The 22,344-nt window shown below is 48.8% G+C and carries 23 protein-coding genes; 14 read left to right on the top strand and 9 right to left on the bottom strand.

Annotated features, from left to right (window positions below):
* Positions 1–18 precede the first annotated feature (18 nt).
* Positions 19–1,134 carry a DUF3137 domain-containing protein gene (locus F569_RS0102455; protein WP_026940898.1) on the bottom strand — a complete coding sequence of 372 codons (1,116 nt, stop codon included), beginning with the start codon at positions 1,132–1,134 and terminating at the stop codon, positions 19–21.
* Between the two features lie 168 nt (positions 1,135–1,302).
* On the opposite strand from F569_RS0102455, the gene F569_RS0102450 reads away from it, so the two are divergent.
* The 5 genes from F569_RS0102450 to F569_RS0102430 all read left to right on the top strand — a co-directional run bounded on the left by F569_RS0102450 (position 1,303) and on the right by F569_RS0102430 (position 6,091).
* Complete coding sequence (locus F569_RS0102450; protein ID WP_026940897.1) at positions 1,303–2,970, top strand: NAD+ synthase; 1,668 nt, start codon at positions 1,303–1,305, stop codon at positions 2,968–2,970.
* Complete coding sequence (locus F569_RS18655; protein ID WP_051279138.1) at positions 2,967–3,413, top strand: hypothetical protein; 447 nt, start codon at positions 2,967–2,969, stop codon at positions 3,411–3,413. The genes F569_RS0102450 and F569_RS18655 overlap by 4 nt, the downstream gene beginning before the upstream one ends.
* Before the next feature lie 94 nt (positions 3,414–3,507).
* Positions 3,508–4,848 (top strand): glutamate--tRNA ligase, encoded by a 1,341-nt coding sequence (gltX, locus tag F569_RS0102440; RefSeq protein ID WP_026940896.1) that lies wholly within the window; start codon positions 3,508–3,510, stop codon positions 4,846–4,848.
* Between the two features lie 88 nt (positions 4,849–4,936).
* The gene (locus tag F569_RS0102435) at positions 4,937–5,332 is read left to right on the top strand and encodes a hypothetical protein (protein ID WP_026940895.1); all 396 of its coding nucleotides are present in this window, start codon (positions 4,937–4,939) and stop codon (positions 5,330–5,332) included.
* Between the two features lie 102 nt (positions 5,333–5,434).
* Positions 5,435–6,091: a fasciclin domain-containing protein gene (locus tag F569_RS0102430; protein ID WP_233353571.1), complete on the top strand. Its 657-nt coding sequence runs from the start codon at positions 5,435–5,437 to the stop codon at positions 6,089–6,091.
* An 86-nt stretch (positions 6,092–6,177) separates the two neighbouring features.
* Here the strand turns inward: F569_RS0102430 and F569_RS0102425 are convergent, their stop codons facing one another.
* The 3 genes from F569_RS0102425 to F569_RS0102415 are packed head-to-tail and all read right to left on the bottom strand — an operon-like array spanning position 6,178 to position 7,613.
* Positions 6,178–6,378, bottom strand: coding sequence for a hypothetical protein (locus F569_RS0102425; RefSeq protein ID WP_026940893.1), 201 nt, complete (start codon positions 6,376–6,378; stop codon positions 6,178–6,180).
* On the bottom strand, positions 6,375–6,869 hold the full coding sequence (locus F569_RS0102420) for a SixA phosphatase family protein (RefSeq protein ID WP_026940892.1): 495 nt from the start codon (positions 6,867–6,869) through the stop codon (positions 6,375–6,377). Before F569_RS0102420 ends, F569_RS0102425 begins: the two co-directional genes overlap by 4 nt.
* Before the next feature lie 15 nt (positions 6,870–6,884).
* Positions 6,885–7,613 carry a DUF481 domain-containing protein gene (locus F569_RS0102415; protein WP_051279136.1) on the bottom strand — a complete coding sequence of 243 codons (729 nt, stop codon included), beginning with the start codon at positions 7,611–7,613 and terminating at the stop codon, positions 6,885–6,887.
* A 195-nt stretch (positions 7,614–7,808) separates the two neighbouring features.
* Between F569_RS0102415 and serS the strand changes: the two genes are divergently transcribed.
* The 5 genes from serS to F569_RS0102390 all read left to right on the top strand — a co-directional run bounded on the left by serS (position 7,809) and on the right by F569_RS0102390 (position 12,490).
* Positions 7,809–9,218: a serine--tRNA ligase gene (serS, locus tag F569_RS20000; RefSeq protein ID WP_026940890.1), complete on the top strand. Its 1,410-nt coding sequence runs from the start codon at positions 7,809–7,811 to the stop codon at positions 9,216–9,218.
* Positions 9,215–9,982 carry a 5'/3'-nucleotidase SurE gene (gene surE, locus F569_RS0102405; RefSeq protein ID WP_026940889.1) on the top strand — a complete coding sequence of 256 codons (768 nt, stop codon included), beginning with the start codon at positions 9,215–9,217 and terminating at the stop codon, positions 9,980–9,982. Before serS ends, surE begins: the two co-directional genes overlap by 4 nt.
* Positions 9,983–9,984: 2 nt before the next feature.
* Entirely contained in the window at positions 9,985–10,608 is a 624-nt protein-coding gene (locus F569_RS0102400; RefSeq protein WP_034387104.1) for a protein-L-isoaspartate(D-aspartate) O-methyltransferase, read from the top strand.
* Positions 10,609–10,646: 38 nt separating this feature from the next.
* Complete coding sequence (locus F569_RS18650; protein ID WP_051279135.1) at positions 10,647–11,312, top strand: hypothetical protein; 666 nt, start codon at positions 10,647–10,649, stop codon at positions 11,310–11,312.
* 113 nt (positions 11,313–11,425) lie between these two features.
* Positions 11,426–12,490, top strand: coding sequence for a polyadenylate binding domain-containing protein (locus F569_RS0102390; protein ID WP_026940887.1), 1,065 nt, complete (start codon positions 11,426–11,428; stop codon positions 12,488–12,490).
* A gap of 10 nt (positions 12,491–12,500) precedes the next feature.
* On the opposite strand, the gene F569_RS0102385 is transcribed toward F569_RS0102390, so the two are convergent.
* Together F569_RS0102385 and F569_RS0102380 are read right to left on the bottom strand one after the other, a co-directional pair.
* Complete coding sequence (locus F569_RS0102385; RefSeq protein WP_026940886.1) at positions 12,501–12,842, bottom strand: hypothetical protein; 342 nt, start codon at positions 12,840–12,842, stop codon at positions 12,501–12,503.
* Positions 12,843–12,916: 74 nt separating this feature from the next.
* Positions 12,917–14,506, bottom strand: a complete 1,590-nt coding sequence (locus F569_RS0102380) for a peptide chain release factor 3 (RefSeq protein WP_026940885.1) — start codon at positions 14,504–14,506, stop codon at positions 12,917–12,919.
* A gap of 119 nt (positions 14,507–14,625) precedes the next feature.
* Here F569_RS0102380 and F569_RS0102375 point away from each other — a divergent pair, with 119 nt between their 5' ends.
* The 3 genes from F569_RS0102375 to F569_RS0102365 all read left to right on the top strand — a co-directional run bounded on the left by F569_RS0102375 (position 14,626) and on the right by F569_RS0102365 (position 18,416).
* Positions 14,626–14,910 (top strand): hypothetical protein, encoded by a 285-nt coding sequence (locus F569_RS0102375; RefSeq protein WP_026940884.1) that lies wholly within the window; start codon positions 14,626–14,628, stop codon positions 14,908–14,910.
* 257 nt (positions 14,911–15,167) lie between these two features.
* On the top strand, positions 15,168–16,448 hold the full coding sequence (locus F569_RS0102370) for a flavohemoglobin expression-modulating QEGLA motif protein (RefSeq protein WP_034387102.1): 1,281 nt from the start codon (positions 15,168–15,170) through the stop codon (positions 16,446–16,448).
* 132 nt (positions 16,449–16,580) lie between these two features.
* Positions 16,581–18,416: a calcium-binding protein gene (locus F569_RS0102365; RefSeq protein ID WP_026940882.1), complete on the top strand. Its 1,836-nt coding sequence runs from the start codon at positions 16,581–16,583 to the stop codon at positions 18,414–18,416.
* A gap of 65 nt (positions 18,417–18,481) precedes the next feature.
* On the opposite strand, the gene F569_RS0102360 is transcribed toward F569_RS0102365, so the two are convergent.
* Positions 18,482–18,868: a DUF4345 domain-containing protein gene (locus F569_RS0102360; protein ID WP_026940881.1), complete on the bottom strand. Its 387-nt coding sequence runs from the start codon at positions 18,866–18,868 to the stop codon at positions 18,482–18,484.
* A 26-nt stretch (positions 18,869–18,894) separates the two neighbouring features.
* Positions 18,895–19,737: an AAA family ATPase gene (locus F569_RS0102355; RefSeq protein WP_026940880.1), complete on the bottom strand. Its 843-nt coding sequence runs from the start codon at positions 19,735–19,737 to the stop codon at positions 18,895–18,897.
* Positions 19,738–19,939: 202 nt separating this feature from the next.
* On the opposite strand from F569_RS0102355, the gene dksA reads away from it, so the two are divergent.
* Positions 19,940–20,377: an RNA polymerase-binding protein DksA gene (dksA, locus tag F569_RS0102350; RefSeq protein ID WP_051279134.1), complete on the top strand. Its 438-nt coding sequence runs from the start codon at positions 19,940–19,942 to the stop codon at positions 20,375–20,377.
* 116 nt (positions 20,378–20,493) lie between these two features.
* On the opposite strand, the gene F569_RS0102345 is transcribed toward dksA, so the two are convergent.
* Positions 20,494–22,341: a DUF885 domain-containing protein gene (locus tag F569_RS0102345; protein ID WP_034387100.1), complete on the bottom strand. Its 1,848-nt coding sequence runs from the start codon at positions 22,339–22,341 to the stop codon at positions 20,494–20,496.
* Positions 22,342–22,344 lie beyond the last annotated feature (3 nt).

Here is a 22,344-nt window from a genome sequence, read left to right as displayed (position 1 = left end):
TAATCAGCCTGACTCGGCTTAGGCCGATAGTCTCCGTTGCCCTTTGACCGAAAAGGCGGTTGAAATCGCGTCCAAGAAACGAAGCATGTCATCAAAATCACTGAGCGTTTTTTTTATGCTCTCATTACTCCATGCACCCGTCATGATGTCAATGATGTCGAAGCGGTTATCACCGATCAGATCGACCACGAGATGATTTTCAAAGGCTACGCCGCGCACAGGGCCTTGGGCAGCATAGGCGGTTAGGCGTTCAATGACAGCAGGGTCGAAAATCAACCGAGCTTCCATTTGATCATCGGCGCGTACCTTATACGCTTTGGCAAATTGTCGTGAGAGTAGTTTGACTTTATTATGCTTTCGGTGAGGGGGTGTCATAGGCCATATGCCCGCCTTGTTTTTAAATTCAACGCGGCCCGTTAGTTTTGTCGGCAATGTAAGCGCAATAAGCAAATGATGTATCCGTCCATCATGGTTTTCGTTCCATTCTACTGCGGCGAAAGAAATATTACCGCGCACGCCTTTAAAGCCGTCCTCGAATTGTTGCTCGTTTAAAGTTTGTTTGAAATAGCGCTCTTTCGTTTCGTCCGATCCGATAAAAACAGTGTTAGGTACAGCTAATCCGGAGGCTTTAATGATTTCGCTTGCTTCTCCCAGACCACTATGATCTTCCATAACGGCGCAAACATCCTTAAGCGTTTGTGGGCATTTTGACCAAGTCGTTATCTTTTTCAAAGAGGATGCAGGCCCACCTGGTACGGCGATAAATTCTAACCCTAAGGCTTTTGATAAACTATGCATCACCTGTGTGCGAAGCAGGAAGTTATGTTTCCCTTTGACAAATATGTCGGCCAGGCGAGCTCTAAAGAGATATCCCGTTATAAAAATACTGGCTAGGAACAGAAGGGGAAAGGCGACAATACTAAGAACCTCAGCAAGATTATTGTCTGGCAAGACCATCTTTAAACCAGCGAATGAGGCGATAAAGAGAGAAAATCCGGCAAAAAAAGGTAATTTTAGCTGCTTCGGTATTCCGTCCTTCGTCAAAGGTTCCTGCTTTGATTGTGCCAAAAGTGGTATGATTTCGGTTTTAATTAACCTATCCATATCAGGTATCTTTGTTTTCGAGGATGTCATTTTGTGCCCAATTCGCTTCACTTTTAAGACTGTGTATATGAGAGCAGTTAAATAAGCATGAGTCAGGCAAAGGCTATATTAAGGCATATGCAATAAAGCTAAGAATGAATTAATGTCGTGTCTTCTAAAGGCTTGCCACTCCGTGCAACAGCCCGCTAAACCAAACCCATGACCCAGAAACAAATAACGACTCTCAAAATCGCCTCCGCGCAACTTAACGCTCATGTTGGGGCGCTTGGCTCTAACATGGCCAAGGCCCGCGAAGCTTATGCTTGTGCTAAAGCCGACGGTGCCGACATTCTCGTCCTGCCCGAACAGTTCGTCATTGGTTATCCGGCGGAGGATTTGGTGCTTAAACCGTCTGCCGTTTTGGATTGTAAGGTCCATGCGGAAGACTTTGCGAAGCTCACCAAAGATGGGCCTGCTGTGGTGTTTAATTTGCCGTGGCTTGAAGAGGGCAAGCTCTACAATGCTGCGCTGTTTATGCGCGATGGTAAGATAACCGATGTGCGCCTTAAACATCATCTACCCAATTACGGCGTGTTTGATGAGGCGCGTATATTCACCAAAGGCCCGCTCCCTGAGCCTATAGAGTTTAAAGGCATTACGATTGGTCTGCCGATTTGTGAGGACCTTTGGCAGCCGGGCGTGGCGAGCCATTTGGCCGATAACGGGGCGGAAATTCTCATCTCGCCCAATGGGTCGCCTTGGCGGCGCACGGCGCTGTCTGAGCGGGTCGAGGCGCTGGGCGAGAAGGTGCATAATGAGGGCTTGCCGCTGATTTACGTCAATCAGATTGGCGGGCAGGATGAGCTGGTTTTTGATGGCTCTTCCTTTTCTATGGCGGCGGATGGCTCGATTGTTCAAGCGCTTAAGAGCTTTGTCGAGGATTATGATTGCGCGACATGGGAAAAGCGCGACGGAACATGGGTGTGCGCGGATGCCAAGATAGAAACACAGCTGACAGGGCATGAGGCCGATTGGCGAGCCATGTGTCTCGGCCTCGGCGATTACGTCAATAAGAACCGCTTTAAGCAGATAGTGCTTGGCCTGTCGGGCGGAGTGGATAGTGCCGCTGTCGCCGCTATTGCCGCCGATGCGCTCGGCCCCGACCGTGTGTGGTGCGTGATGATGCCCTCGCGCTATACGGCGGGGGAGAGCTTGGGCGATGCGCAGGATTGCGCCGAGCGGATTGGGTGCCGCTATGATGTGATTGCGATTAAGCCCGCCTTTGATGCGTTCCAAGAGATGCTTGCGCCAATGTTCAAAGACTTACCCTTTGATACGACCGAGGAGAATATGCAGTCCCGCACCCGCGCGCTCACCCTTATGGCGATTTCCAATAAGTTCGGGCCAATGGTGGTGACGACAGGAAATAAATCCGAAATGGCGGTGGGTTATGCCACGCTATACGGCGATATGTGCGGCGGCTATAACCCCGTCAAAGATATCTATAAGACCGAGCTCTTTGAGCTCTGTAAGTGGCGTAATAAGAATAATCCCGAAGACTTGCTGGGCGGGGATTATCCTATTCCCGATAACATTATCACCAAGCCGCCTTCCGCCGAATTGCGCGATGATCAGAAAGACAGTGACAGCCTGCCGGAATATGACGTGCTCGACGATATCCTCTTTGGACTGATTGAGCAGGAATTGCCTGTAGAAGACATCATCGCGCGAGGCCACAGCCCTGCCACCGTAAAGCGCATACAGCATCTGCTCTACATAGCTGAATATAAACGCCGCCAAGCCCCCCCGGGCGTAAAGATCGGCACAAAGAATTTCGGGAAAGACAGGCGCTATCCGATTACGAATGGCTATCGGGATGAGGTATGATGGATAGTCTCAAACTGATAAGTGCCGATAGAAAGCGCGTTGCCCCCGCAAATCAAAGAGCAATATCGTTTATGGATTTTGAAGTGTCGGGCGTCTCACTCTATTCTGAATTAGTTTCTCGCAGCTACGATTACGTTTCTTGTTTAGGTTGGGTTGGCGCGGAGTATGAATTGGAAGCTCGCGACCGTCTAATGTTAAAAACACCGGGAGAGATGTCGAAAGGGAGAGTAGGTCTATACGTATGTCCGGAATGCGTTGACCCTTATTGCGGTGCTATTACAACGAAAATCCACGAGGAAAATGGCGAAATTATCTGGAGCGAATTAGCTTATGATAATTTTATGTTTGAAGACCCCGAGTTATTCCAATTTATTATTTTGGACGGGCTTGGCCCATTTAGGTTTAACAAATTAAAATACTTTACGCTTTTCTCGGAGTTATGAGCTGTATTAGTTCCCCAGCTATGCATTGCTTTACTCTTTCATTCATTATCACAATCCCCTAAGACCGCGCGAATAGTTTAAGAAGGTTTTATTGATGACTGTCATCTGCCGTTTTGCCCCGTCGCCGACCGGGCGTCTTCATGTTGGGAATGTGCGTACTGCGCTTATGAATTGGCTCTTTGTGCGTGAACGCGGGGGCAAGTTCATTCTGCGGATTGACGACACGGATTTGGAACGTAGCACCAATGAATATGAAGAGGGTATCAAGGAAGACCTTGGTTGGCTTGGCCTGAATTGGGATCATACCTTTAATCAGTCGCATAAATTTCCCGCCTATGAAGAAGCCGCAAAGAAACTGCGTGAGGCGGGTCGTCTTTATCCTTGCTACGAGACAGGCGAAGAGCTTGACCGCCAACGTAAATTACAGCGCGTGCAGGGCAAACCGCCCGTCTATAACCGCGCGGCGCTTGAGCTTACCGATGAACAAATCAAAGCTTATGAGTCGGAGGGCCGCAAACCGCATTGGCGCTTTAAGCTTTCGGGCAAGACCGTGAAGTGGAATGATATGGTGCGCGGTGAGCAAAGCGTGGATACTAGCTCGCTTTCTGATCCTGTCCTGATACGCGGCGATGGTTCATTCCTTTATACGCTGCCGAGCGTGGTCGATGATATTGACGAAAAAATCACTCACGTCATTCGCGGCGAAGATCATGTGACCAATTCTGGCGCACAGATTGAAGTTTTTCAGGCGCTCTCCGATCACTTACCTATCTTTGCTCACACGCCGCTATTGGTTTGGAAAGATGGCTCGCCGCTGTCTAAGCGTCTCGGCTCGCTTTCTATGGAAGAGCTCAAGGAGCAGGGCTTCGAACCTTTGGCAATTTGTTCATTGCTCGCAAAAATCGGCACATCGGATGCGATTGAAGTCCGCAGCTCCATGGAGGCGCTCAAGGATGAGTTCTCATTTGATAAAATTGGCCGCGCCCCTGCGCGTTTCAGCGATGATGAATTGCTGCTGCTCAATGGCCGCCTCTTACACGAAATGCCCTATGATGATGTGAAAGATCACCTTGAGAGCTTAAATGTGGGCGGCGGCAAAGATTTTTGGAACCTCATCCGCGCAAATATCAGCAAAGTTGCGGACGCTGCGGGGTGGTCCACAGTTCTTTATTCGCCCATGCCCGGCCGGATTGAGGACGAGGATCGTGCCTTTTGCATAGCGGCGGCCAATTGCTTGCCTGAAAATATCTCAGATGAAACATGGGGTGAGTGGACAGCCACGTTAAAAGCCGAACAAGGCCGCAAAGGCAAGGGGCTCTTCATGCCTTTGCGCCGTGCCCTAACTGGCCGCGACCGCGGTCCAGAAATGGGTCAGCTTTTGAAACTTCTCGGAGCGGATAAAGCTAAAGCCAGGCTAAAAGGCGAAACCGCCTAAAATTTTCTCCAAAGTTCACATGAATGTGACGGGTATGTGTTTTTGAGATAGTCTAGCTCTGCTTCACAAATGAAAGAGAGAGACTACCATGGCAGCACATACCTTAAAATTACCTTTGTTCTTAACGCGGCTGAGCATTTTCTTGTTCATGCTGCCTTGGCAGATCATGCGATTTACCAAGCCTGAAGTCATCGATAATATTTCGAATAAATATTATAAATTCAGCATGCCTGAAATTGGCAGCACAATCACGGGGGTGCTGATGATGGCTTTGCTTTTGGCATTTCTTATCGGGTTTAAGAAGAAAATCAGCTATCTGCTTGTGCTTATTCTGCATGGTGTGGGGACGGCGATGACGATCCCTAATCTTATTCCAGGACTTGAAGGGTATAACCAACTCTTTTTAGCGGCGCTTCCCGCGCTTGCGGCTATGCTACTGCTATATTGCCTGCGCGATGAAGATACGATGTTGAGTTTGGATTAAGAGAAAAACTTACGTTTTGGAAAGGTTACAAACTAACGTCAGGCTGCGTGCGTAACCTTTATATCCCCGCATAATCGGGGGCTCTTAAATTTGGAGAGACCCATGAAAACCCTCAAAAATCGCGCGAGTCGCGGAACAATAACACTCACCCTAACCACAGCGGCATTGGCCTTTGCTAGCACGGCCAGTGCAGGTGATTGCAATATGAAGAAAGCCCAACAGGCGGCGCAATATACTGCAGCTCCTGCGACGCAAGTTCTGAGCACCTCGGCGCAAAGCAATATTGTCTATGCCGGAGCTCATAAAATGGAGAAGAGCACAATTGTTGATGCGGCAGTCGCAACAGATAGCCTTTCCACATTGGTAGCGGCGGTCACGGCGGCTGATTTAGTGGAGACCTTATCAAGTCCCGGGCCCTTCACGGTCTTTGCACCGCTAAATAGCGCTTTTAACGCGCTTCCTGCTGGAACCGTTGAGACTTTGCTGCAGCCTAAAAATAAGCATCAATTACAAGATATCCTCAAAGCACATGTCGTCTCAGGTAATCTGTCCACCAAAGACATTATAGGCTTAGCTGAGAAAAATGGCGGTACAGTGGATGTGCAAACCGTGAGTGGTGATACGCTGACTGCTGTGCTGGCCGGAGGCACATTATATGTCAAAGATGAGAGCGGCGGATTAGCGTCCGTAAAAAAAGCGGATATAATGAAATCCAATGGTACGGTTCACGTCGTAGATAGGGTGTTACTTCCAAAATAGTCCCTTTACTGGAAGCAATACGGTCCATCTTTCTTCCCCTTTGAGAATGGACACCTTCAAGCGCTTCGAATTTAATATTCGGAGCGCTATTTTTTTTGAATCATGTTCAGAATATTGCGGCCCATAATGCGCCAAATAGGATCGAAAATCAGAATCCCTGCGATGATGAAAGCACCCCATATCCAATCTGCGCCATCAATATAAAGCCAGATAAAGACTCCAATCATTATCGGATAAAAGGCGAGGGCGTGAAACAGGCGCCACATGGCAATTAAGCTGGCTTTCATTCCAATTCTCTTGGCAAAATAAGATCAACCAATCTCCAAGAACTGGGGTCTAGCCAGTCGCCTTCGCTTTGTATATTTCGCGAAAGAACCGTGCAAGCTCCCGTGGGGTAATCGTGATAATGCCCTGTAAAATATTCGTGTAATGCCGCCCATCCGGGATTATGCCCTAGCAACATGAGCTTACCCTCAGGTTCAATTTGCTTGCCACAAATAGTCAGCACGGTTTCAACGCCAGCATGATAAAAGTTTGAATCGTAATTTACGGTCTGTGCACCGGGGATAGCGCGGATAAGGCGCATGGCGGTTTCGCGGGTGCGAGCGGCGTCTGAACTCCAGATGATATCAGGCGCATATCCGCGGGCGGTTAAAGCTAAGCCCACCGCCTCAGCGGCTTTCTGTCCCCGCTTATTGAGCGGGCGTTGATGGTCAGACAGTGACCCGTCTGACCAAGACGATTTTGCGTGACGCATGAGGAGAAGATGACTCAACATGCATTAAGCGTAGGGCTAGTTCATTGTGTAAACAATGCCAAAGCGTGTGATTGTGTCTGTTTTTTCACGGCCCGGAGCAACGTCACTATGCGTGTCGATACGGAATGATGCGCGTGCCGCCAAGTTCCCGGCGAGCGTCGCTGTGATGCCTGTTTCGTTCCATATATATGTATCACTCTTGGAGTAAATGACTTCTGTATCGTTATAGAAAGACACATTCTCGTTGAAGATATAATCAAAATCAGAGAATGCGCGTCCTGCAATTTCGGCGTTTTCTTCACCTAATGCACCTTGGTCTTCTTGCATCCGGTAGCCGAGTCCGCCTTCTACATTCCAGCTAACAGGCTCAGGCAAAATTACTTTGTAACCCAGACCGCCGCCTACGAAGTAACCTTCTTGGAAAGCGCCGAAATCATCGCTGAAATAATCAGCATTTGCGTAACCGTATAAGCGGTCATTAAAATCACGGTCTATTTGATAGCCGAGATTATAACGCTTTTTATTCGTCAGGCCCTCAGCTTTGCCAAGATCAGCAAGAGCTTTGAACTTATGACGCCAGGGGCCGTCTTCTTTTTGAAGTTTCAGGCCCAGCCCGATATCTGTTGTATCTGTGTTACCAGTCGTTTTTGAACCAGCGAGAGAGGCTTCGCCGCTCCAACCGTCTAAAATATCATTAAATTGAGCGTGGGCTGTTCCGGTTGCAGCAAACATAAAAGCTGCGGCTAAAAGCATATGCTTCTTCATGTTATTCCCTTTCGTAGGATTAAAATAATTGGGGGACACCTAAGGATTTTATCTGAATTGAATATGAATAACGGATTTTAAATGCATGTAGGTGTTGTAATTAAGCCGAAATGAAAACTGCTTGCTTTACGTTGTTGACCACCGCCGCTATAGCGAGCGCGAGATATAAACCTCGTTTAAGAAGACACATCCGACATGCACGACATCAAAGCCATACGCGAAAACCCTGAAAGCTATGATGCCCTTTGGGCGAAGCGGGGATTAGAGCCGCTCTCCAAGAAAATCCTCGACCAAGACAAGTTGATTCGTAAAGCGATGCAGGTTGTCCAAGAGGCTGAAGCCGCACGTAATAAAAGCTCTAAGATGATTGGTCAGGCGATGGCCAAAGGCGATAAAGACGAAGCCGAACGCCTTAAGACCGAAGTTGCAGGCGCGAAAAACGTTATCGCCGCTATGGGGGCGCAGGTGGATAGCGAGAAAGCTCAGCTACAAAGCCTGCTGGAGTCCACGCCCAATATTCCGTTTGCGGATGTCCCTGAGGGCGAAGATGAAAACAGTAATGTAGAGCTTCACACATGGGGCGAGCCAACCAAGCTAGGCTTTGAACCCAAAGACCACGCTGATTTAGGCGAAGCGCTTGGCATGATGGATTTTGAAACGGCTGCGAAAATGAGCGGGAGTCGCTTTGTCGTGCTGAGCGGGAAGCTGAGTAGGCTCGACAGAGCGCTTGCGGCCTTTATGCTTGATTTACAGACGGAGGAGCATGGGTATCTGGAGCATACGCCTCCTCTTATGGTGCGTCCAGAAGCGCTATACGGCACAGGTCAACTTCCTAAGTTTATGGAAGATCTATATATTTGTGCTAGCGAGGGAGATCGCAATCGTCTGAGTAATCAGGCTCTTGAATCTCTGGATGTTCCTGTCAAAAAATTTGAGCAAGCTCCAGAATTGAATATCCGTGATTTAGTCAACAAAGCGTATGCAGAGGCTCCAACGAACGAAGCATACTTTTTAATCCCAACAGCTGAAGTCTCTCTCACAAACATTGTGCGCGAATCCATAGTCGATCCCGACACACTCCCCATGCGCATGACGGCACACACACCGTGTTTCCGCAGCGAAGCGGGGAGTGCAGGGCGTGATACGAAGGGCATGATCCGTCAGCATCAATTTAATAAGGTCGAGCTTGTCTCTATTGTCAAACCCGAAGATAGCGAGGCAGAGCATAAGCGTATGCTCGGCTGCGCGGAAGAGGTGCTAAAACGTTTGGAGCTGCCTTATCGCGTGGTTGAACTTTGCACAGGGGACCTCGGTTTCGGAGCACGCCGAACCTTTGACATCGAAGTGTGGCTCCCGAGCCAAGACACATATCGCGAGATTTCAAGCTGTTCCAATTGCGGAGACTTCCAAGCTCGCCGCATGAATGCTCGCTATAAATTCGCAGAAAAAGATAACCGTTTTGTGCATACGCTTAATGGCTCTGGTCTAGCAGTGGGGCGGACATTGGTTGCGGTGCTAGAGAATTATCAGAATGAGGATGGCTCTATCACAGTACCGAAAGCGCTCGTGCCCTATATGGGCGGCGTTGAGGTTATTTCTGCGTGAGAATCCTCCTAACAAACGACGATGGCATCCACGCCACGGGCTTAGCTGTCCTTCGCCGCATTGCCGAGCAGCTCTCGGATGATGTTTGGGTCTGTGCGCCGGATACGGAGCAATCCGCAGCGTCACGCGGTGTGTCTTTGCACAATCCGGTAAAGCTGAAAAAGCATGAGGATAAAGTGTATTCAGTTACGGGGACACCGACCGACTCCGTTATCGTCGCTATGACGGAGTTGTTTCAAGAGGATAAACCTGACTTGATTTTATCGGGGGTGAACCGCGGGCAAAACCTCGCCGAAGATGTGACTTTTTCCGGTACAATTGCCGGGGCCTTGCAGGGTATGCAGATGGGCGTGCCGTCTATTGCACTGTCCCTCGCGAGAGGTTTTCAAGGGGCGGACAGCTTACCTTGGGACACAGCAGAACATCATGGGCCGGATTTTATAAAGTCATTGATTTCAAAAGGCTGGCCAAAGAACTGCATCCTCTCTATCAACTTCCCCGACACTTCTGTTGACGGCGTCAAAGGTGTTCAAATCACCCGCCAAGGCCATCGCGATTTTCAAATGAGCGGCGTAGATAAACGGGCCCACCCTCGCGGCGGCCATTATTTTTGGCTCACCTATGGGGCAGCGAAATCAAACCCGCCCCACGGCACAGACCTTCGCGCCATTTATGATGGTTATATCTCAGTCACGCCGCTCCATACGGATTTAACGCATACCGAAACACTTAATGCTTTGCAGGAAGCCTTTGATGCCGACTAATCATGATTGACCCAGGTCTGATAGACATGATTATGCGTCTGCGCGGGCGTGGAATTTCAGATAATGCCGTGCTGAAAGCTATGGAGTTGTCGCCGCGGAAACACTTCGTGGGTGAAAGCTTATTTGAGGCCGCTTATGATGAGCAATCCCTGCCAACCTCATGTGGACAAACAGTTTCTCCGCCTTTGACCATCGCGCTTATGACGCAAATGCTAGAGCTTACGCCTGAGCATAAGTTACTCGAAATAGGCTGCGGCAGTGGCTACCATACTGCCATTCTGTCAAAGATCGTTAAGCGGGTCTATTCTGTTGAGCGTTATAAGCAGTTAATCCGCGAAGCAGAAGCGCGGTTTAAAACGCTCGGCATTACGAACCATGTGATACGTCATGGCGACGGACGTTACGGATGGGGCGGACAAGCACCCTTTGATCGTATCATCCTGACATGTGCCCTAAGAGCTGAACCCGCTATGTTGATTGACCAATTGGCCCCAAATGGCAAACTTGTTGCCGTCGTTGATGATCAGCTAACGCGATATTCCAAAGCCCGCAAAAAGGTTACGGTCGAGACCCTTTTTCCATTGCAAGTGCCCATGATTGAAGCTGGAAAATCCAAGGTGCTATAACGCCTAACTTTCGTCATGTTTTATGATAGTGTGGCGCTATGAAAACGGCTTTGCTTATATCCGCTGCCCTAATGCTCACGGCCTGTAGCACCGTCAGGACGGGGACAAAGATTGTTAAGACAACAGGAAAAGTCGCGGCGGGAACAGGTAAAATCATATATAAGACAGGTGAGGCGACAGGCAAAGCCGTCGTCGGTGTGGGGCGCGGCACAGCATCTTCGATTGATAAAGTAACGAGCACGGAAACGGTTCAAAATGTAACTATGTCTCCCGAAGCGCGCGGAATAGACAATGTTGGCGATAGAAACTCTTTCGGTGAAGTGCTGTTATCGCCCCTCAGTGACATCAATCTTCGCAAGCAACGTATTCCCAAAAAACTCAAAGCCATTAAAAGCCCTTATGAGCCTTTGCCTGTGATGACATGTCAGGCGGTCTTCAATGAAATTTTGGTTTTCGATGATATTTTAGGGCGCGATTTAGATAGTCAGCGCTTTGAAAGTGACACAGAGCGCAGCCGACGCAAAAGGCGGGAAGCCAGTCTGGATGTGGCCGAGGCCGGCGTTCGTAGTTTTATCCCGTTTCGCGGGATTGTTCGCGCGGCGACGGGCGCGACGAAGCATGAGAATAATATTCGCAAAGCCTATAGAACGGGTATGGCGCGGCGCGGCTATTTACGCGGTGTTTTCGATGCGAGTGGCTGCTGAATATACAGAATTGCAAGATGAAACTGCAATCCTTTAAACGTGGTTAACGAAACGCTAACACATCTAGGTGAAGTTCCAGGTTAGACGAATCGATTCTGACCTCGGAGCCCTATATGCGCCTCTTATCCATCCTCGCTTTGACCACGCTTTTATCCGCACCGGCTTTCGCCGCTGATCTGGGCACTTATCGTCCGGGTTCACCTTATCATAGTGTTGTCGCACCCGGCGCGGATGTTTGTGAAAGCCATTGCGCGGGAGACGCTCAGTGCAAGGGGTGGAATTATGTCAAAGTAAATCCGCGCGCTCCCGGCGTTTGCGAATTTAACACGAAATCTGTCAGCCCAATTGAAAGCGCGATCAGCATTAGCGGAGCCGGTGGCATATCTGCCGCCCCAAATCTTTTGAAAGGTAACACAAATACAATTCGTGTTGGAACTCAAGCAAGGCCGCAACCTCGTAGCCGCACAGTAACTGTAGGGCAAACACCTTCCGGTCGCCGCATTGTTCGCGAAGCTGTGCCGCAACGAGTTCAGACGCGCCCAACCGTCGCGCGCACCCCAGCCGCCAGTGGGAGCTTGACAGAACAGCAAAATAAATACCGTCAAGCGACGGGCCATACCGCGTCTCAAGGCTATCCTCAGTCGCGCCAAACTCAACCGCGCGCGCCACAACAAGCGTCACGCCCCGGATTAGGCCAGCCGCAAATTGCGACGCGCCAGGCAGCTCCGCAAGGTCAACGCTTGATGCGGGATCCCCGTATTCAAGCGCCGCAATACCCTCAGGGTCCTCGTTTCCATCATAATTTGGATGGAGCCACGCAAGGCCGTCCACCTATTGGTGTTCCGATTGGGCCTGGAGGGCCGCAAGCTGCTGCGCCCCGCCGGACGGCACCAGTTCCGCAACAAACCGCCATGCCACGGGGATCTGTTAATGACCCTGTGACGCATTCAAATGGCGCCCGCCGTGTTCAAGCTGCCGCACAGCAGCAAGCACAATTGACTTATGAGCAAGCACAGCAAAGCCTATACGGGTCTTTAAATGATGACGTTCAAGCGCCGCGGCCTCTCATGGGAGCTCCGCTTGATCCAAATGCGCCTATCCCAACGTCACAAGCGCGTCCGACACAGCCCATCCCTCAGAGCTCCTTGGGCGTTTTGGCGGGGCCACCTGCGCGTTAGACAGTTTGGTTTAAACCGCTGGCTTAATCTTGCCTATCAGGCGCATGATAACGTGAGTGATGGCTTTTGCGGAGAGACGAAACCATCCAAAGACAACAAAGATCACAAAACATACGGTCAATATAGATAGATATATATTGGCGACCTGTTCGGCAGGGACGTCCAAAATAATGAGCGTGTTCATCGCGCCTGCTATAGCGCTAATCATCATGAGGAATATCCACACGCCTGACCAATAAAAGTTGACGAGCTTATTCTTCATGGGAAAGCCTAGCATCGGCATGCAAAGAAGGCTTGTCACAGCTGCAGTGATTGTAAACATTATCAATGCGGGAAGTATCTGTGCCATCATGAGCTTAAATGCGCCTTTCTAAGAATAGTCCTCTACTCCAAGCAAGCTATAGGCCAGTTAAGCTTTTGTTAAGCTTAGAGGCGCTCTTTTGTGGTCAAAAAGCGGATTTCGGGGTTCTTTTCTTGCGCGTAACCGACATCCCAAGCTGATTTGGCCAGAAATACAGGGTCATCATCGACATCAACGCCTGTAGTGGACATGGATTTATCGATGAAAGCTTTCAAGATAGCTGGGTCATCAGAGGTGAGCCACCGCGCGGTTTGATAGGGCGGAACCTCGAAGGTCACTTCAAGCCCATATTCGGTTTTGATACGCTCGCGCATCACGTCAATTTGCAGCGCGCCCACCGCGCCGACAATCATATCCGCGCCGAGCGTCGGTTTAAACAATTGCGTGACGCCTTCCTCGGCCAGCGACTCCAACGCTTTGCGCAAATGCTTCGCTTTAAGCGGGTCGGCGAGGCGGGCGCGGCGCAGGATTTCGGGGGCAAAGTTTGGGATGCCCGCAAATTTGACTTTGCCGCTCTCGGACAAGCTATCGCCCACGCGCAGAGCACCGTGATTAGGGATGCCAATAACATCACCCGCATAGGCATTTTCTGCAATCTCACGGTCTTGGGCGAAGAACATGACAGGGTTATGGACGGTGATGGCTTTGCCGCCCGCCGTTTTCATTTTCATGCCGCGTTTAAATTCTCCGGAGCAGAGGCGCAGAAACGCTACGCGGTCGCGGTGATTTAGGTCCATATTAGCTTGAACCTTAAACACGAACCCTGCGACTTCTTTTGAGGTCGGGAGCATTTCTGCTTTCTGGCCAGCTTTTACACAAGCTTCTGGCTGAGGCCCCGGCGCAAATTCCGCTAAGGCATTTATGAGCTCAAGCACGCCAAATTTACGCAAAGCCGAGCCGAAATAGACAGGCGTCATATGGCCTTCGCGAAAGCTCTGCACATTGAAATCAGGATATTCCTTTGCGAGCTCTTGCTCTTCGGAAAATTCTTCGAGCAGGTCAGTATCGTCAAAATGCGCGCCAATAGAGTTACCGTCCATAGGCGTCCATTCATGGGCGTCGCCTGAGTCGGCTTTGGCGAATTTTAAAAACTGCCCTGTGCGTAAATCCGACACCCCGCGAAAGCGTCGGCCCGAGGCGGCGGGCCATTGCATCGGAACCACATCAAGGGCGAGCTTATCTTCAATCTCGGCAATGATCTCAAAGGTGTCACGCGCTTCACGGTCAAGTTTATTGACGAAGGTGATGATGGGAATATCGCGGAGGCGGCAAACCTCAAAAAGCTTTAGGGTTTGCGGCTCAATACCTTTGGCCGCGTCAATCACCATGACCGCGCAATCGGCCGCGGTGAGGGTACGGTATGTGTCCTCGGAAAAATCCTCATGCCCCGGCGTATCGAGCAGGTTAAAGATAAGCTCTTTATGTTCAAATGTCATGACGGAGGAAGAGACCGAAATGCCGCGCTCTTGCTCAATCTTCATCCAGTCTGATTGCGTCCGCCGCGCTTCGCCCCTTGCCGCTACCTTACCTGCTTGGTGAATAGCGCCAGAGGCCAAGAGCATGTTTTCCGTCAGCGTAGTTTTACCTGCATCCGGGTGAGAGATAATCGCAAAGACACGGCGCTTATTGGGCTCGATTTCAAGGGCTTTAGACATGAGCGCGGGATAAGGGGATTGCGCGGGGAGGGCAAGGGGAAAGAGGCGTGCTGCCTATTACTATACATGTCTGTAGACGTAGGTTTTATGCGGTTGTGTGAGAGCGTCTAAAGGTTAGTTTGTTTGAGAAAAGAACCAAAGCCATTGGAAGAATAAATATAGCACAGAATAGTAAGAATGTACCAAGAAACATCCATGATCCATGGCTGACGGTCATTATGAGGCAGAACAGGAGAGGCAGCAAAATTAGTATTGAAAAGCTTGCAAGAGAGGCTTTGAGAAGTTTTGATACAGGGTTGAAATTATGGGATACAGCTATAGCTAAAAACAAGCATGAAGTAATAAAAACACCTAAAGCGAATATGTGTGTGAGGGGTGGAAAAGTAACTTTTCCTATAGAATAAAATAATCCGAGTGATCTGATTATACCTAGAAATCCAATGCAAATAAGAATTAAGGTCACGATAATTTTGAAGCTGATGTAAGGTATGTTATTTAAACGCATAAGTTTAGTGTAGGGGTAACCAATTAATGCTTTGTGAAATTTGTATAGGCTAATTCATCCAGCGATTTATTGTTTTCTGTGTCCTCTCATGCTCTCTACCCTCATTGCAAGAACGGAGTCTTGCAATGATGGGGGTGGAGTGCCAATCCTACCCCCATGGATAAACTCTCACGCGATCATTTCATGCAGGCCAAGACGGCGGGACGGGCGCTTAATCTTGCCGCTAAGTCGATGCGGATATTGTCTTCTGTGGCGTGGGATGATGGGCAGAAGGATCGGTTCCTTAAAGACGGAAAGATGCCCAATCCAGACTACGCGCCGATTGATGTGTCAGAGCCGCGACGCCTCATTGCCGAAGCTCGAAAATCAATTGAGGGTGAGCATGTTATTTTTGAATGGCTTGGGCGCTTGGCTGAGACGCTTGATATCACAACGGGCTTGATTGAGACGCGCGGCACGGCGGCATTTTATAAACATTCGGCAGAGCTTTATGGGCGGCCAACCAAGTTAATGCTCGATAAGAAAACTCGCGTGATTGACCTAGCGCGTCATATGGATAGTACGCTGGAGGGGCTCGATTTTTCTAAACTCGTAATCGAAGGATATGAAACGCATCTTTCAGCAAAAGACTTCGCGAAAGAGCTTAAGGCACGGCTCGCGCTGCATTTTGGCGATAAAGCGCCATCGGTCGAAATATCCGACACACTCTCTGCCAAAGCTTCGGCAGGGCGTACGCGCATTCGCGTTCGCGCAAGCGCGAGCTTTACAGAGCGAGACATTGAACAACTCCTTCAGCACGAAGCCCTCATCCATACGGCGACAGCCCTAAATGGTCGTGCACAGCCACATTTCAAAATCTTAGGACGTGCACATGCGGGAACAACTGAGGTCCAAGAAGGACTTGCCGTATTTGCGGAGATCATTAGCGGGGCGATGGACCCGCAGCGTTTCCGGCGGCTCTCTGACCGCGTGATTGCGATACAAATGTCGATTGACGGCGCAGACTTTAAAGAGGTGTTTAATTTTTATAATGAGCGCTTGGATGATCCCGACCAAGCTTTTGAAAATACGCGGCGTATTTTTCGCGGCGGAGTGATGACGGGCGGGGCGCCCTTCACGAAAGATATGGTTTATCTGAACGGACTTTTGCGGGTGCATAATTTTATGCGCACGGTTGTAAAACTAGGCCGCGCGGATCTCATTCGTGTTTTATTTTATGGTAAAATGGATATTGAAGATGTACCGGCTTTGGCGCAAATGGCAGCGTCAGGCCGAATGCGAAACCCTAAATACATGCCGCCTTGGGCAAAAGACCTCCGCTTCCTCGTCAGCTATATGGCCTATTCGGGCTTCCTAAATCAGGTAAAATTACCTGGTTTTCAGGCCTATTATAAAGAAGAATTGTCTGATGTCCCCGTGGTCTGGTCTGTGTCCTGATCGCCATGTTTAAGATTTTTTAACGCAATTGCGCGTTCACTCTTTCTTAACTTAACCTTTTAGCAAGACCTTAAAAGCTGCTCCTTTATTTGAAATTTCAATAATAATTGGAACAGCAGAAGGTTTGGGAACATGGCTGAGACTTTGGGAACAGAATATAACGAACTACTCTATGGCACAGATGGAGATGATATTATCACTGGGTTCTCCGGCTATGATACCATGGACGGCGGAGAAGGATCCGACACTTACATCGTAAATGCAGGCGACTTTCAAAACCGCTATGTTGATTTTTATCAAGACTCAGGCACATCGGGTACAGATGTAATTTTGGCGGCAGAAGGTGGTATCATTATCGGTATCGGCGACGGGTTTAGCTATGCATCTAGCGGTATTGAGAGAATTGATGGTGTTGAAGGCTCCACGATTTCTGGCGATAATGACCGCCAAGTTTGGGATTTTACAGGTGTTGAGATTACGGGTGTTGACCTCCTTTTTGGAATGGGCGGGCATGATGAAATCCGCGGATCAAACGCTGCGGATACTATTGATGGCGGTACCGGCCATGATGTTTTGTTTGGCGGATTGGGCGCAGACCACATTATGGGCGGCGAAGGTCATGATATTATGCACGGCGAAGAAGGCCGCGATGTATTAGAAGGCGGTTTCGGCCATGATCAGATCTATGGTGGTGATGGTCGCGACACACTTACAGGCGGTGATTGGAATGACATGCTTTATGGTGGCGATGGCCGTGATTTTCTGAATGGAAATGCGGGCTATGATTATTTGGACGGCGGTAATGGCTCTGATGTTTATTATGTGGGGCTAGATAATGACGGTTTTGTTGACGAATATAAAGATACGGGCGAGTCTGGCCGTGATGTGATCCGCGCATTAGAAGCCGGAACTGTTATAGGCCTCATGAGCGGTTTTGGGCCTGATAGCGGCATTGAAGCGATTTCCTCAGCGCGTAATGCGGATGTCACAATTGGCGGCACGAATGATGCTGAAGTATGGGACTTCTCAGCGACCACGCTACATGGAATCCAGTGGATCAATGCGCTTGATGGTCATGATGATGTGACAGGGAGCGTCCGCCGCGATCGCATAGATGGCGGTAATGGTAATGACATGCTCGATGGCGGTGCGGGTAATGATTACCTTAAAGGCGGTAACGGATTTGACCATATTCTCGGCGGCGAAGGTAAAGATCGCCTCGAAGGCGGTGCTGGTAACGACTTTATGGACGGCGGAGAAGGTCGCGATCTCTATCTCTTTAATACAGAGTCCAATGGCGGTTTTGACGACATTATGGATAGCGGAACAGAAGGACGGGATGTCATTAGAGCCATGGAGGAAGGTACTGAAATTGGATTAGCCCAGAGCTTTGGCTCTGCTAATGGTATTGAGGTTATATCCAGTGGGAAAAATGCTAACGTCACAATTGAAGGCAGCGATGCAGGTAATAATTGGGACTTCTCAGATGTACGGCTTTACAGGATCGAAGCCATCAATAGTGGCGACGGCATGGATGTCGTGCAGGGCAATAATCAGCGCAACACGATTAATGGCGAAGCCGGTCATGACCAACTTTATGGTGGCCGTGGCAGAGATACGCTCTCAGGTGGAGCGGACTCCGATTTCCTCTTTGGGGAGCAAGGAGCAGACAGCCTCTTTGGAGATGATGGAAATGATGTCCTAACAGGCGGCCTTGGACGTGATATGCTGACTGGCGGAGACGGTTATGACACATTCGTTTTTGGTGAAAAGTCAGGACGCGATACTATCACGGATTTCGAAGACGGTTATGATATCATCGAGTTCAGAGATTTGGTCGACGACTTTACGGACCTTATAATCTCGCAGAATGGCGCGGATACGGTTATTAAATCAGCCAATGGGGTTATAACACTGACTGATTTTGATAGCTCTCTGCTTGATGCGAATGATTTCTTATTCGCCTAGAATAGAGTGAAATATTTAGAATATAAAGGCCTCGCATTATAGCGGGGCCTTTCTTCTAATGGTATCTATGTACTCGGTTTGCCGCTTTTGCGTTTCAACAATAGAAATGCGATTATGGCCGTAATAGCTTCGAAGAATGCATAAGCTATGAGGGTTGATGATGGCGTTCCTTCATAAGGCAAAGCTATGATGCGGCCCATGGCATAGCCGCCCGTGTAAGCCATCAAAGTAAACAAGGCAGGTCGCTCGAATTGTGTTTTCAGTGCTCCGCTTGCACAGAGAAGGCCTATACCCAGGCTAACACCGCCATAGTTGCTCCGGACTTCATATAGGGCATTAGTTCCTAATTCACCAAAGCCCATATTTTCAAATATGCCTGGGGCAGATAGGAAAACATAAATGCCAAACCCTATAAAAAGAATGGCGTTCAAAAGTAAGAATAGTCTCGTCATTTTTGCCACTCCGACTTGGGTGCTTCTTAGCTTTCGCGTCTGTTCAGAAACGCTAACCGTTCAAATAAATGCACATCTTGCTCGTTCTTAAGCAGCGCGCCATGGAGCGGTGGTATTAGTTTTTTCGGGTCAGCTTCTTTTAGGGTTTCTGGGTCAATATCTTCCACAAGAAGGAGCTTCAGCCAATCTAGAAGTTCAGAGGTGCTAGGCTTTTTCTTGAGTCCCGGCATGGCGCGGACATCGAAAAAGCGTTTCATCGCAGCATTCAGCAGACGCGGCTTGATGCCGGGGAAGTGAACTTCAACGATCTTGGCCATCGTTTCATCATCCGGAAACTGGATGTAATGAAAGAAGCAGCGCCGCAGAAATGCATCAGGCAAGTCCTTCTCATTATTGGATGTGATAATAATGATCGGGCGCTGCTTCGCCGAAATTGTTTCTCCTGTCTCATAGACATGGAAACTCATTTTATCGAGTTCATGCAGCAGATCATTTGGAAATTCGATATCTGCTTTGTCAATTTCATCAATCAAGAGGATAGGGCGCTTTTTTGACTCAAAGGCTTCCCATAGTTTTCCCTTTTTGATGTAATTCGCAATGTCGTGGACGCGGTCTTCGCCCAGTTGGGAGTCGCGAAGACGGGCGACCGCGTCATATTCATAAAGGCCCTGCTGTGCTTTTGTTGTGGATTTGATATTCCACTCCAATAGAGGTGTGTCGAGGCCTTTTGCAATTTCGTGGGCCAAAACCGTTTTACCTGTCCCTGGTTCGCCTTTTATCAACAGTGGACGCTCTAATGTAATCGCGGCATTCACCGCCATTTTCAGGTCTTGTGTCGCAACGTAATTTTTAGTGCCTTCAAACTTCATTTTCATATCCTTGTTTGACTATCTTATTTATACGGCAGACAGAGTGTTGCAAGAGATGTTTTATTCACATTCTTTTGTGGGGAATCATATTGCCCCCGTAAATTCCACACGATAAGAGGCGCTCAATATGACCGATCAATGAGTCGTAAACAAAGACTGGGAATCCTAATATTTGTTTTGAAAATATCAATGGGAGGCTGGCATGGCTGCAACAAAGAAACCAAAAAAAACGGTTAAGCTTCCGAAAGGTTATGTGCCTTCAGAAGACGAAAAATTCATGAATCCTAAGCAAAAGGAATATTTCCGCCAAAAGCTATTGGCTTGGAAAGCTGACGTTATTAAACAGACTCAAGATACAGTCGAATTTCTTCAACAAGAAAATGTATCTTATCCCGACCCTGCTGACACAGCTGCGGCTAATGCAGATCGTCAGCTGGAACTGCGCTCTCGTGACCGTCTTAGGAAATTACTCAATCAAATCGACAAGGCTTTGGCCCGAATTGATGATGGAACCTATGGTTACTGCCAAGAGACGGGCGACCCCATTCGCATTAAGCGGCTTGATGTGCGCCCAACAGCAAAGCTAAGCCTTGAAGCCCAAGAAATGCATGAACGCGGCGAAAAGGTTCGCGCGGGATAAGTCTGCCTATTGCGTGCTACCAGAAAGCCAGAGGCCCATCTGGGGCCCCCGGTATCAATTCCGTATAATCGCTAGAGAACCCGGACACGCTTTAGCTTTCCGGGAACATAAAACCTTTACGATTTACTCGTAACCCAGGCATCAACTCGTTCTTCGAGAATATTGAGCGGGACAGGACCGGATGCGATCACAACATCATGATACTCGCGAATATCAAATTTATCACCCAGCTTTTCTTTTGCCATTTCGCGCAAATCTAATATTTTGATCATGCCAATTTTATAGGCCGTAGCTTGTCCCGGCATGACGATATAGCGCTCAATTGCTTTAATGCAGTCATTTTCGGGGTTGGGGGTGTTGGTTGTAAGGTAGTCAATAGCTTCTTCGCGTGTCCATTTTTTATCATGCAATCCTGTGTCAACGACAAGCCGTGCAGCGCGCCAGAGTTCCATCGCAAGACGTCCAAAATCAGAATAAGGATCTTGATAGAAACCCATTTCTTTGGGGAAATATTCTGAGTAAAGCCCCCATCCTTCGGTATAGGCCGTGACGCGGTTATGTTTACGGAACTTCGGAATGCCTTCAAGCTCTTGCGCAATTGATAATTGCATATGATGTCCTGGATTACCTTCATGATAAGCGAGAGCTTCCATTTGATATTTAGGCATATCCGTTATTTTATAAAGGTTCGCATAGTAATAACCAGGGCGAGAGCCATCCGGTGTGCCGCGTGAGTAAAAAGCTTTACCGGCTGCCTTTTCGCGGAAAGCTTCAACGCGCCGAACTTCAAGTTTGGCCTTGGGTTGACGAAGAAAGACCTCATCTAAGCGGGCCGTAATTACATCAATAATGCGTGTCGCCTCTTTCAGATAAGCCTCTCGGCCCGCATCTGAGTCTTCATAGCTAAAACGCGGTTCGTCTTGTAAGTATTTGAAAAATTCTTGGAGCGTTCCTTCATAGCCAACTTTTTTCATGATATCGCGCATTTCGCCGTGAATGCGGTCAACTTCTTGCAGGCCCAATTCGTGAATGTCTTTGGCGCTCATATCTGTAGTCGTCATGACTTTTAGGCGGTAGGCATAGTAATCAGCTCCATCAGGGAGTTTCCATGCGCCGTCATCTGTATTGGCCTTGGCTTGCTGAGCTTCCATTTCAGTCAGCAAGGCAGCATAGGCCGGTTTTACCGAGGTCAGGAGGGCGGTTATAGCTTGCTCATATAAGGCTTCAGTTTTCTCTTCGCCAAGATTGAGTTTCTCGACTTTGGTTTTGAAATCATTAAGCATCAAGTTCAATTTGTCACTTTCATCAAAGGGAGCGCCGCTGACGATATTATTGGTTGTGCGAATGACGTGATCATAGACGAATTTTGGCGGCATGATGCCTTTATCCGCGCTAGCTCTGGAGTTCTTGATGATTTCCGTAAGAAAAGCTTCGACACCCTCAAGGCGTTTTATATAATTTTCCGCATCTTCAATGTTTTCAATCGGGTGCTCATTTATCAAAAATGTGGGGATGCTGGAATGTGGCCCGAACATTTGTGTGAAGGCATAGCCATGATACCACCATTTTGCGCTATCTAAACTATTTTGGCTGTTTTCCATAAATAAACGATATGATAGCTGTCCTGTCTCGTCCAAGTCTTCTAGGTTGAAGGTGTTCTTGAGTTCTTCCATATTTTGGCGAATCCGATCCAATTCTTCGAGGGCAAAGGTGCGGCTAGGATCGTTCCATTCATCCATGCGTTCTTTGATGCCTAAGCCTGCAAGACGCTGAGGGTAGCGTCGTGCCCGTTCCATAAATTTATCTTCAAACCAAGCATTCAGTCTAACATTAACGTCGGCCTGTTGCATATTTTTTGCGGCCTCAACAATTGAAGGTGTTTCAGACTTCGTTGAAGCCGGGCTAGTATCCTGACATGCGGTAAGGGCTAGGGCCGCCGTTGTAAGTATAAGAAATTTGCGCATTAT

Source organism: Hellea balneolensis DSM 19091 (genome assembly GCF_000428525.1).
In the GTDB taxonomy this organism is placed as follows: Bacteria; Pseudomonadota; Alphaproteobacteria; order Caulobacterales; family Maricaulaceae; genus Hellea; species Hellea balneolensis.
The sequence above is the reverse complement of the archived record's forward strand: the minus strand, read 5'-3'. Positions and strand labels throughout refer to the sequence as shown.

What these genes read in the sequence shown, in the direction of transcription:
- F569_RS0102455 (WP_026940898.1), bottom strand. Translation starts at nt 1,134, where the DNA reads ATGACATCCTCGAAAACAAAGATACCTGATATGGATAGGTTAATTAAA.
- F569_RS0102450 (WP_026940897.1), top strand. Translation starts at nt 1,303, where the DNA reads ATGACCCAGAAACAAATAACGACTCTCAAAATCGCCTCCGCGCAACTT.
- F569_RS18655 (WP_051279138.1), top strand. Translation starts at nt 2,967, where the DNA reads ATGATGGATAGTCTCAAACTGATAAGTGCCGATAGAAAGCGCGTTGCC.
- gltX (WP_026940896.1), top strand. Translation starts at nt 3,508, where the DNA reads ATGACTGTCATCTGCCGTTTTGCCCCGTCGCCGACCGGGCGTCTTCAT.
- F569_RS0102435 (WP_026940895.1), top strand. Translation starts at nt 4,937, where the DNA reads ATGGCAGCACATACCTTAAAATTACCTTTGTTCTTAACGCGGCTGAGC.
- F569_RS0102430 (WP_233353571.1), top strand. Translation starts at nt 5,435, where the DNA reads ATGAAAACCCTCAAAAATCGCGCGAGTCGCGGAACAATAACACTCACC.
- F569_RS0102425 (WP_026940893.1), bottom strand. Translation starts at nt 6,378, where the DNA reads ATGAAAGCCAGCTTAATTGCCATGTGGCGCCTGTTTCACGCCCTCGCC.
- F569_RS0102420 (WP_026940892.1), bottom strand. Translation starts at nt 6,869, where the DNA reads ATGTTGAGTCATCTTCTCCTCATGCGTCACGCAAAATCGTCTTGGTCA.
- F569_RS0102415 (WP_051279136.1), bottom strand. Translation starts at nt 7,613, where the DNA reads ATGAAGAAGCATATGCTTTTAGCCGCAGCTTTTATGTTTGCTGCAACC.
- serS (WP_026940890.1), top strand. Translation starts at nt 7,809, where the DNA reads ATGCACGACATCAAAGCCATACGCGAAAACCCTGAAAGCTATGATGCC.
- F569_RS0102400 (WP_034387104.1), top strand. Translation starts at nt 9,985, where the DNA reads ATGATTGACCCAGGTCTGATAGACATGATTATGCGTCTGCGCGGGCGT.
- F569_RS18650 (WP_051279135.1), top strand. Translation starts at nt 10,647, where the DNA reads ATGAAAACGGCTTTGCTTATATCCGCTGCCCTAATGCTCACGGCCTGT.
- F569_RS0102390 (WP_026940887.1), top strand. Translation starts at nt 11,426, where the DNA reads ATGCGCCTCTTATCCATCCTCGCTTTGACCACGCTTTTATCCGCACCG.
- F569_RS0102385 (WP_026940886.1), bottom strand. Translation starts at nt 12,842, where the DNA reads ATGATGGCACAGATACTTCCCGCATTGATAATGTTTACAATCACTGCA.
- F569_RS0102380 (WP_026940885.1), bottom strand. Translation starts at nt 14,506, where the DNA reads ATGTCTAAAGCCCTTGAAATCGAGCCCAATAAGCGCCGTGTCTTTGCG.
- F569_RS0102370 (WP_034387102.1), top strand. Translation starts at nt 15,168, where the DNA reads ATGGATAAACTCTCACGCGATCATTTCATGCAGGCCAAGACGGCGGGA.
- F569_RS0102365 (WP_026940882.1), top strand. Translation starts at nt 16,581, where the DNA reads ATGGCTGAGACTTTGGGAACAGAATATAACGAACTACTCTATGGCACA.
- F569_RS0102360 (WP_026940881.1), bottom strand. Translation starts at nt 18,868, where the DNA reads ATGACGAGACTATTCTTACTTTTGAACGCCATTCTTTTTATAGGGTTT.
- F569_RS0102355 (WP_026940880.1), bottom strand. Translation starts at nt 19,737, where the DNA reads ATGAAGTTTGAAGGCACTAAAAATTACGTTGCGACACAAGACCTGAAA.
- dksA (WP_051279134.1), top strand. Translation starts at nt 19,940, where the DNA reads ATGGCTGCAACAAAGAAACCAAAAAAAACGGTTAAGCTTCCGAAAGGT.
- F569_RS0102345 (WP_034387100.1), bottom strand. Translation starts at nt 22,341, where the DNA reads ATGCGCAAATTTCTTATACTTACAACGGCGGCCCTAGCCCTTACCGCA.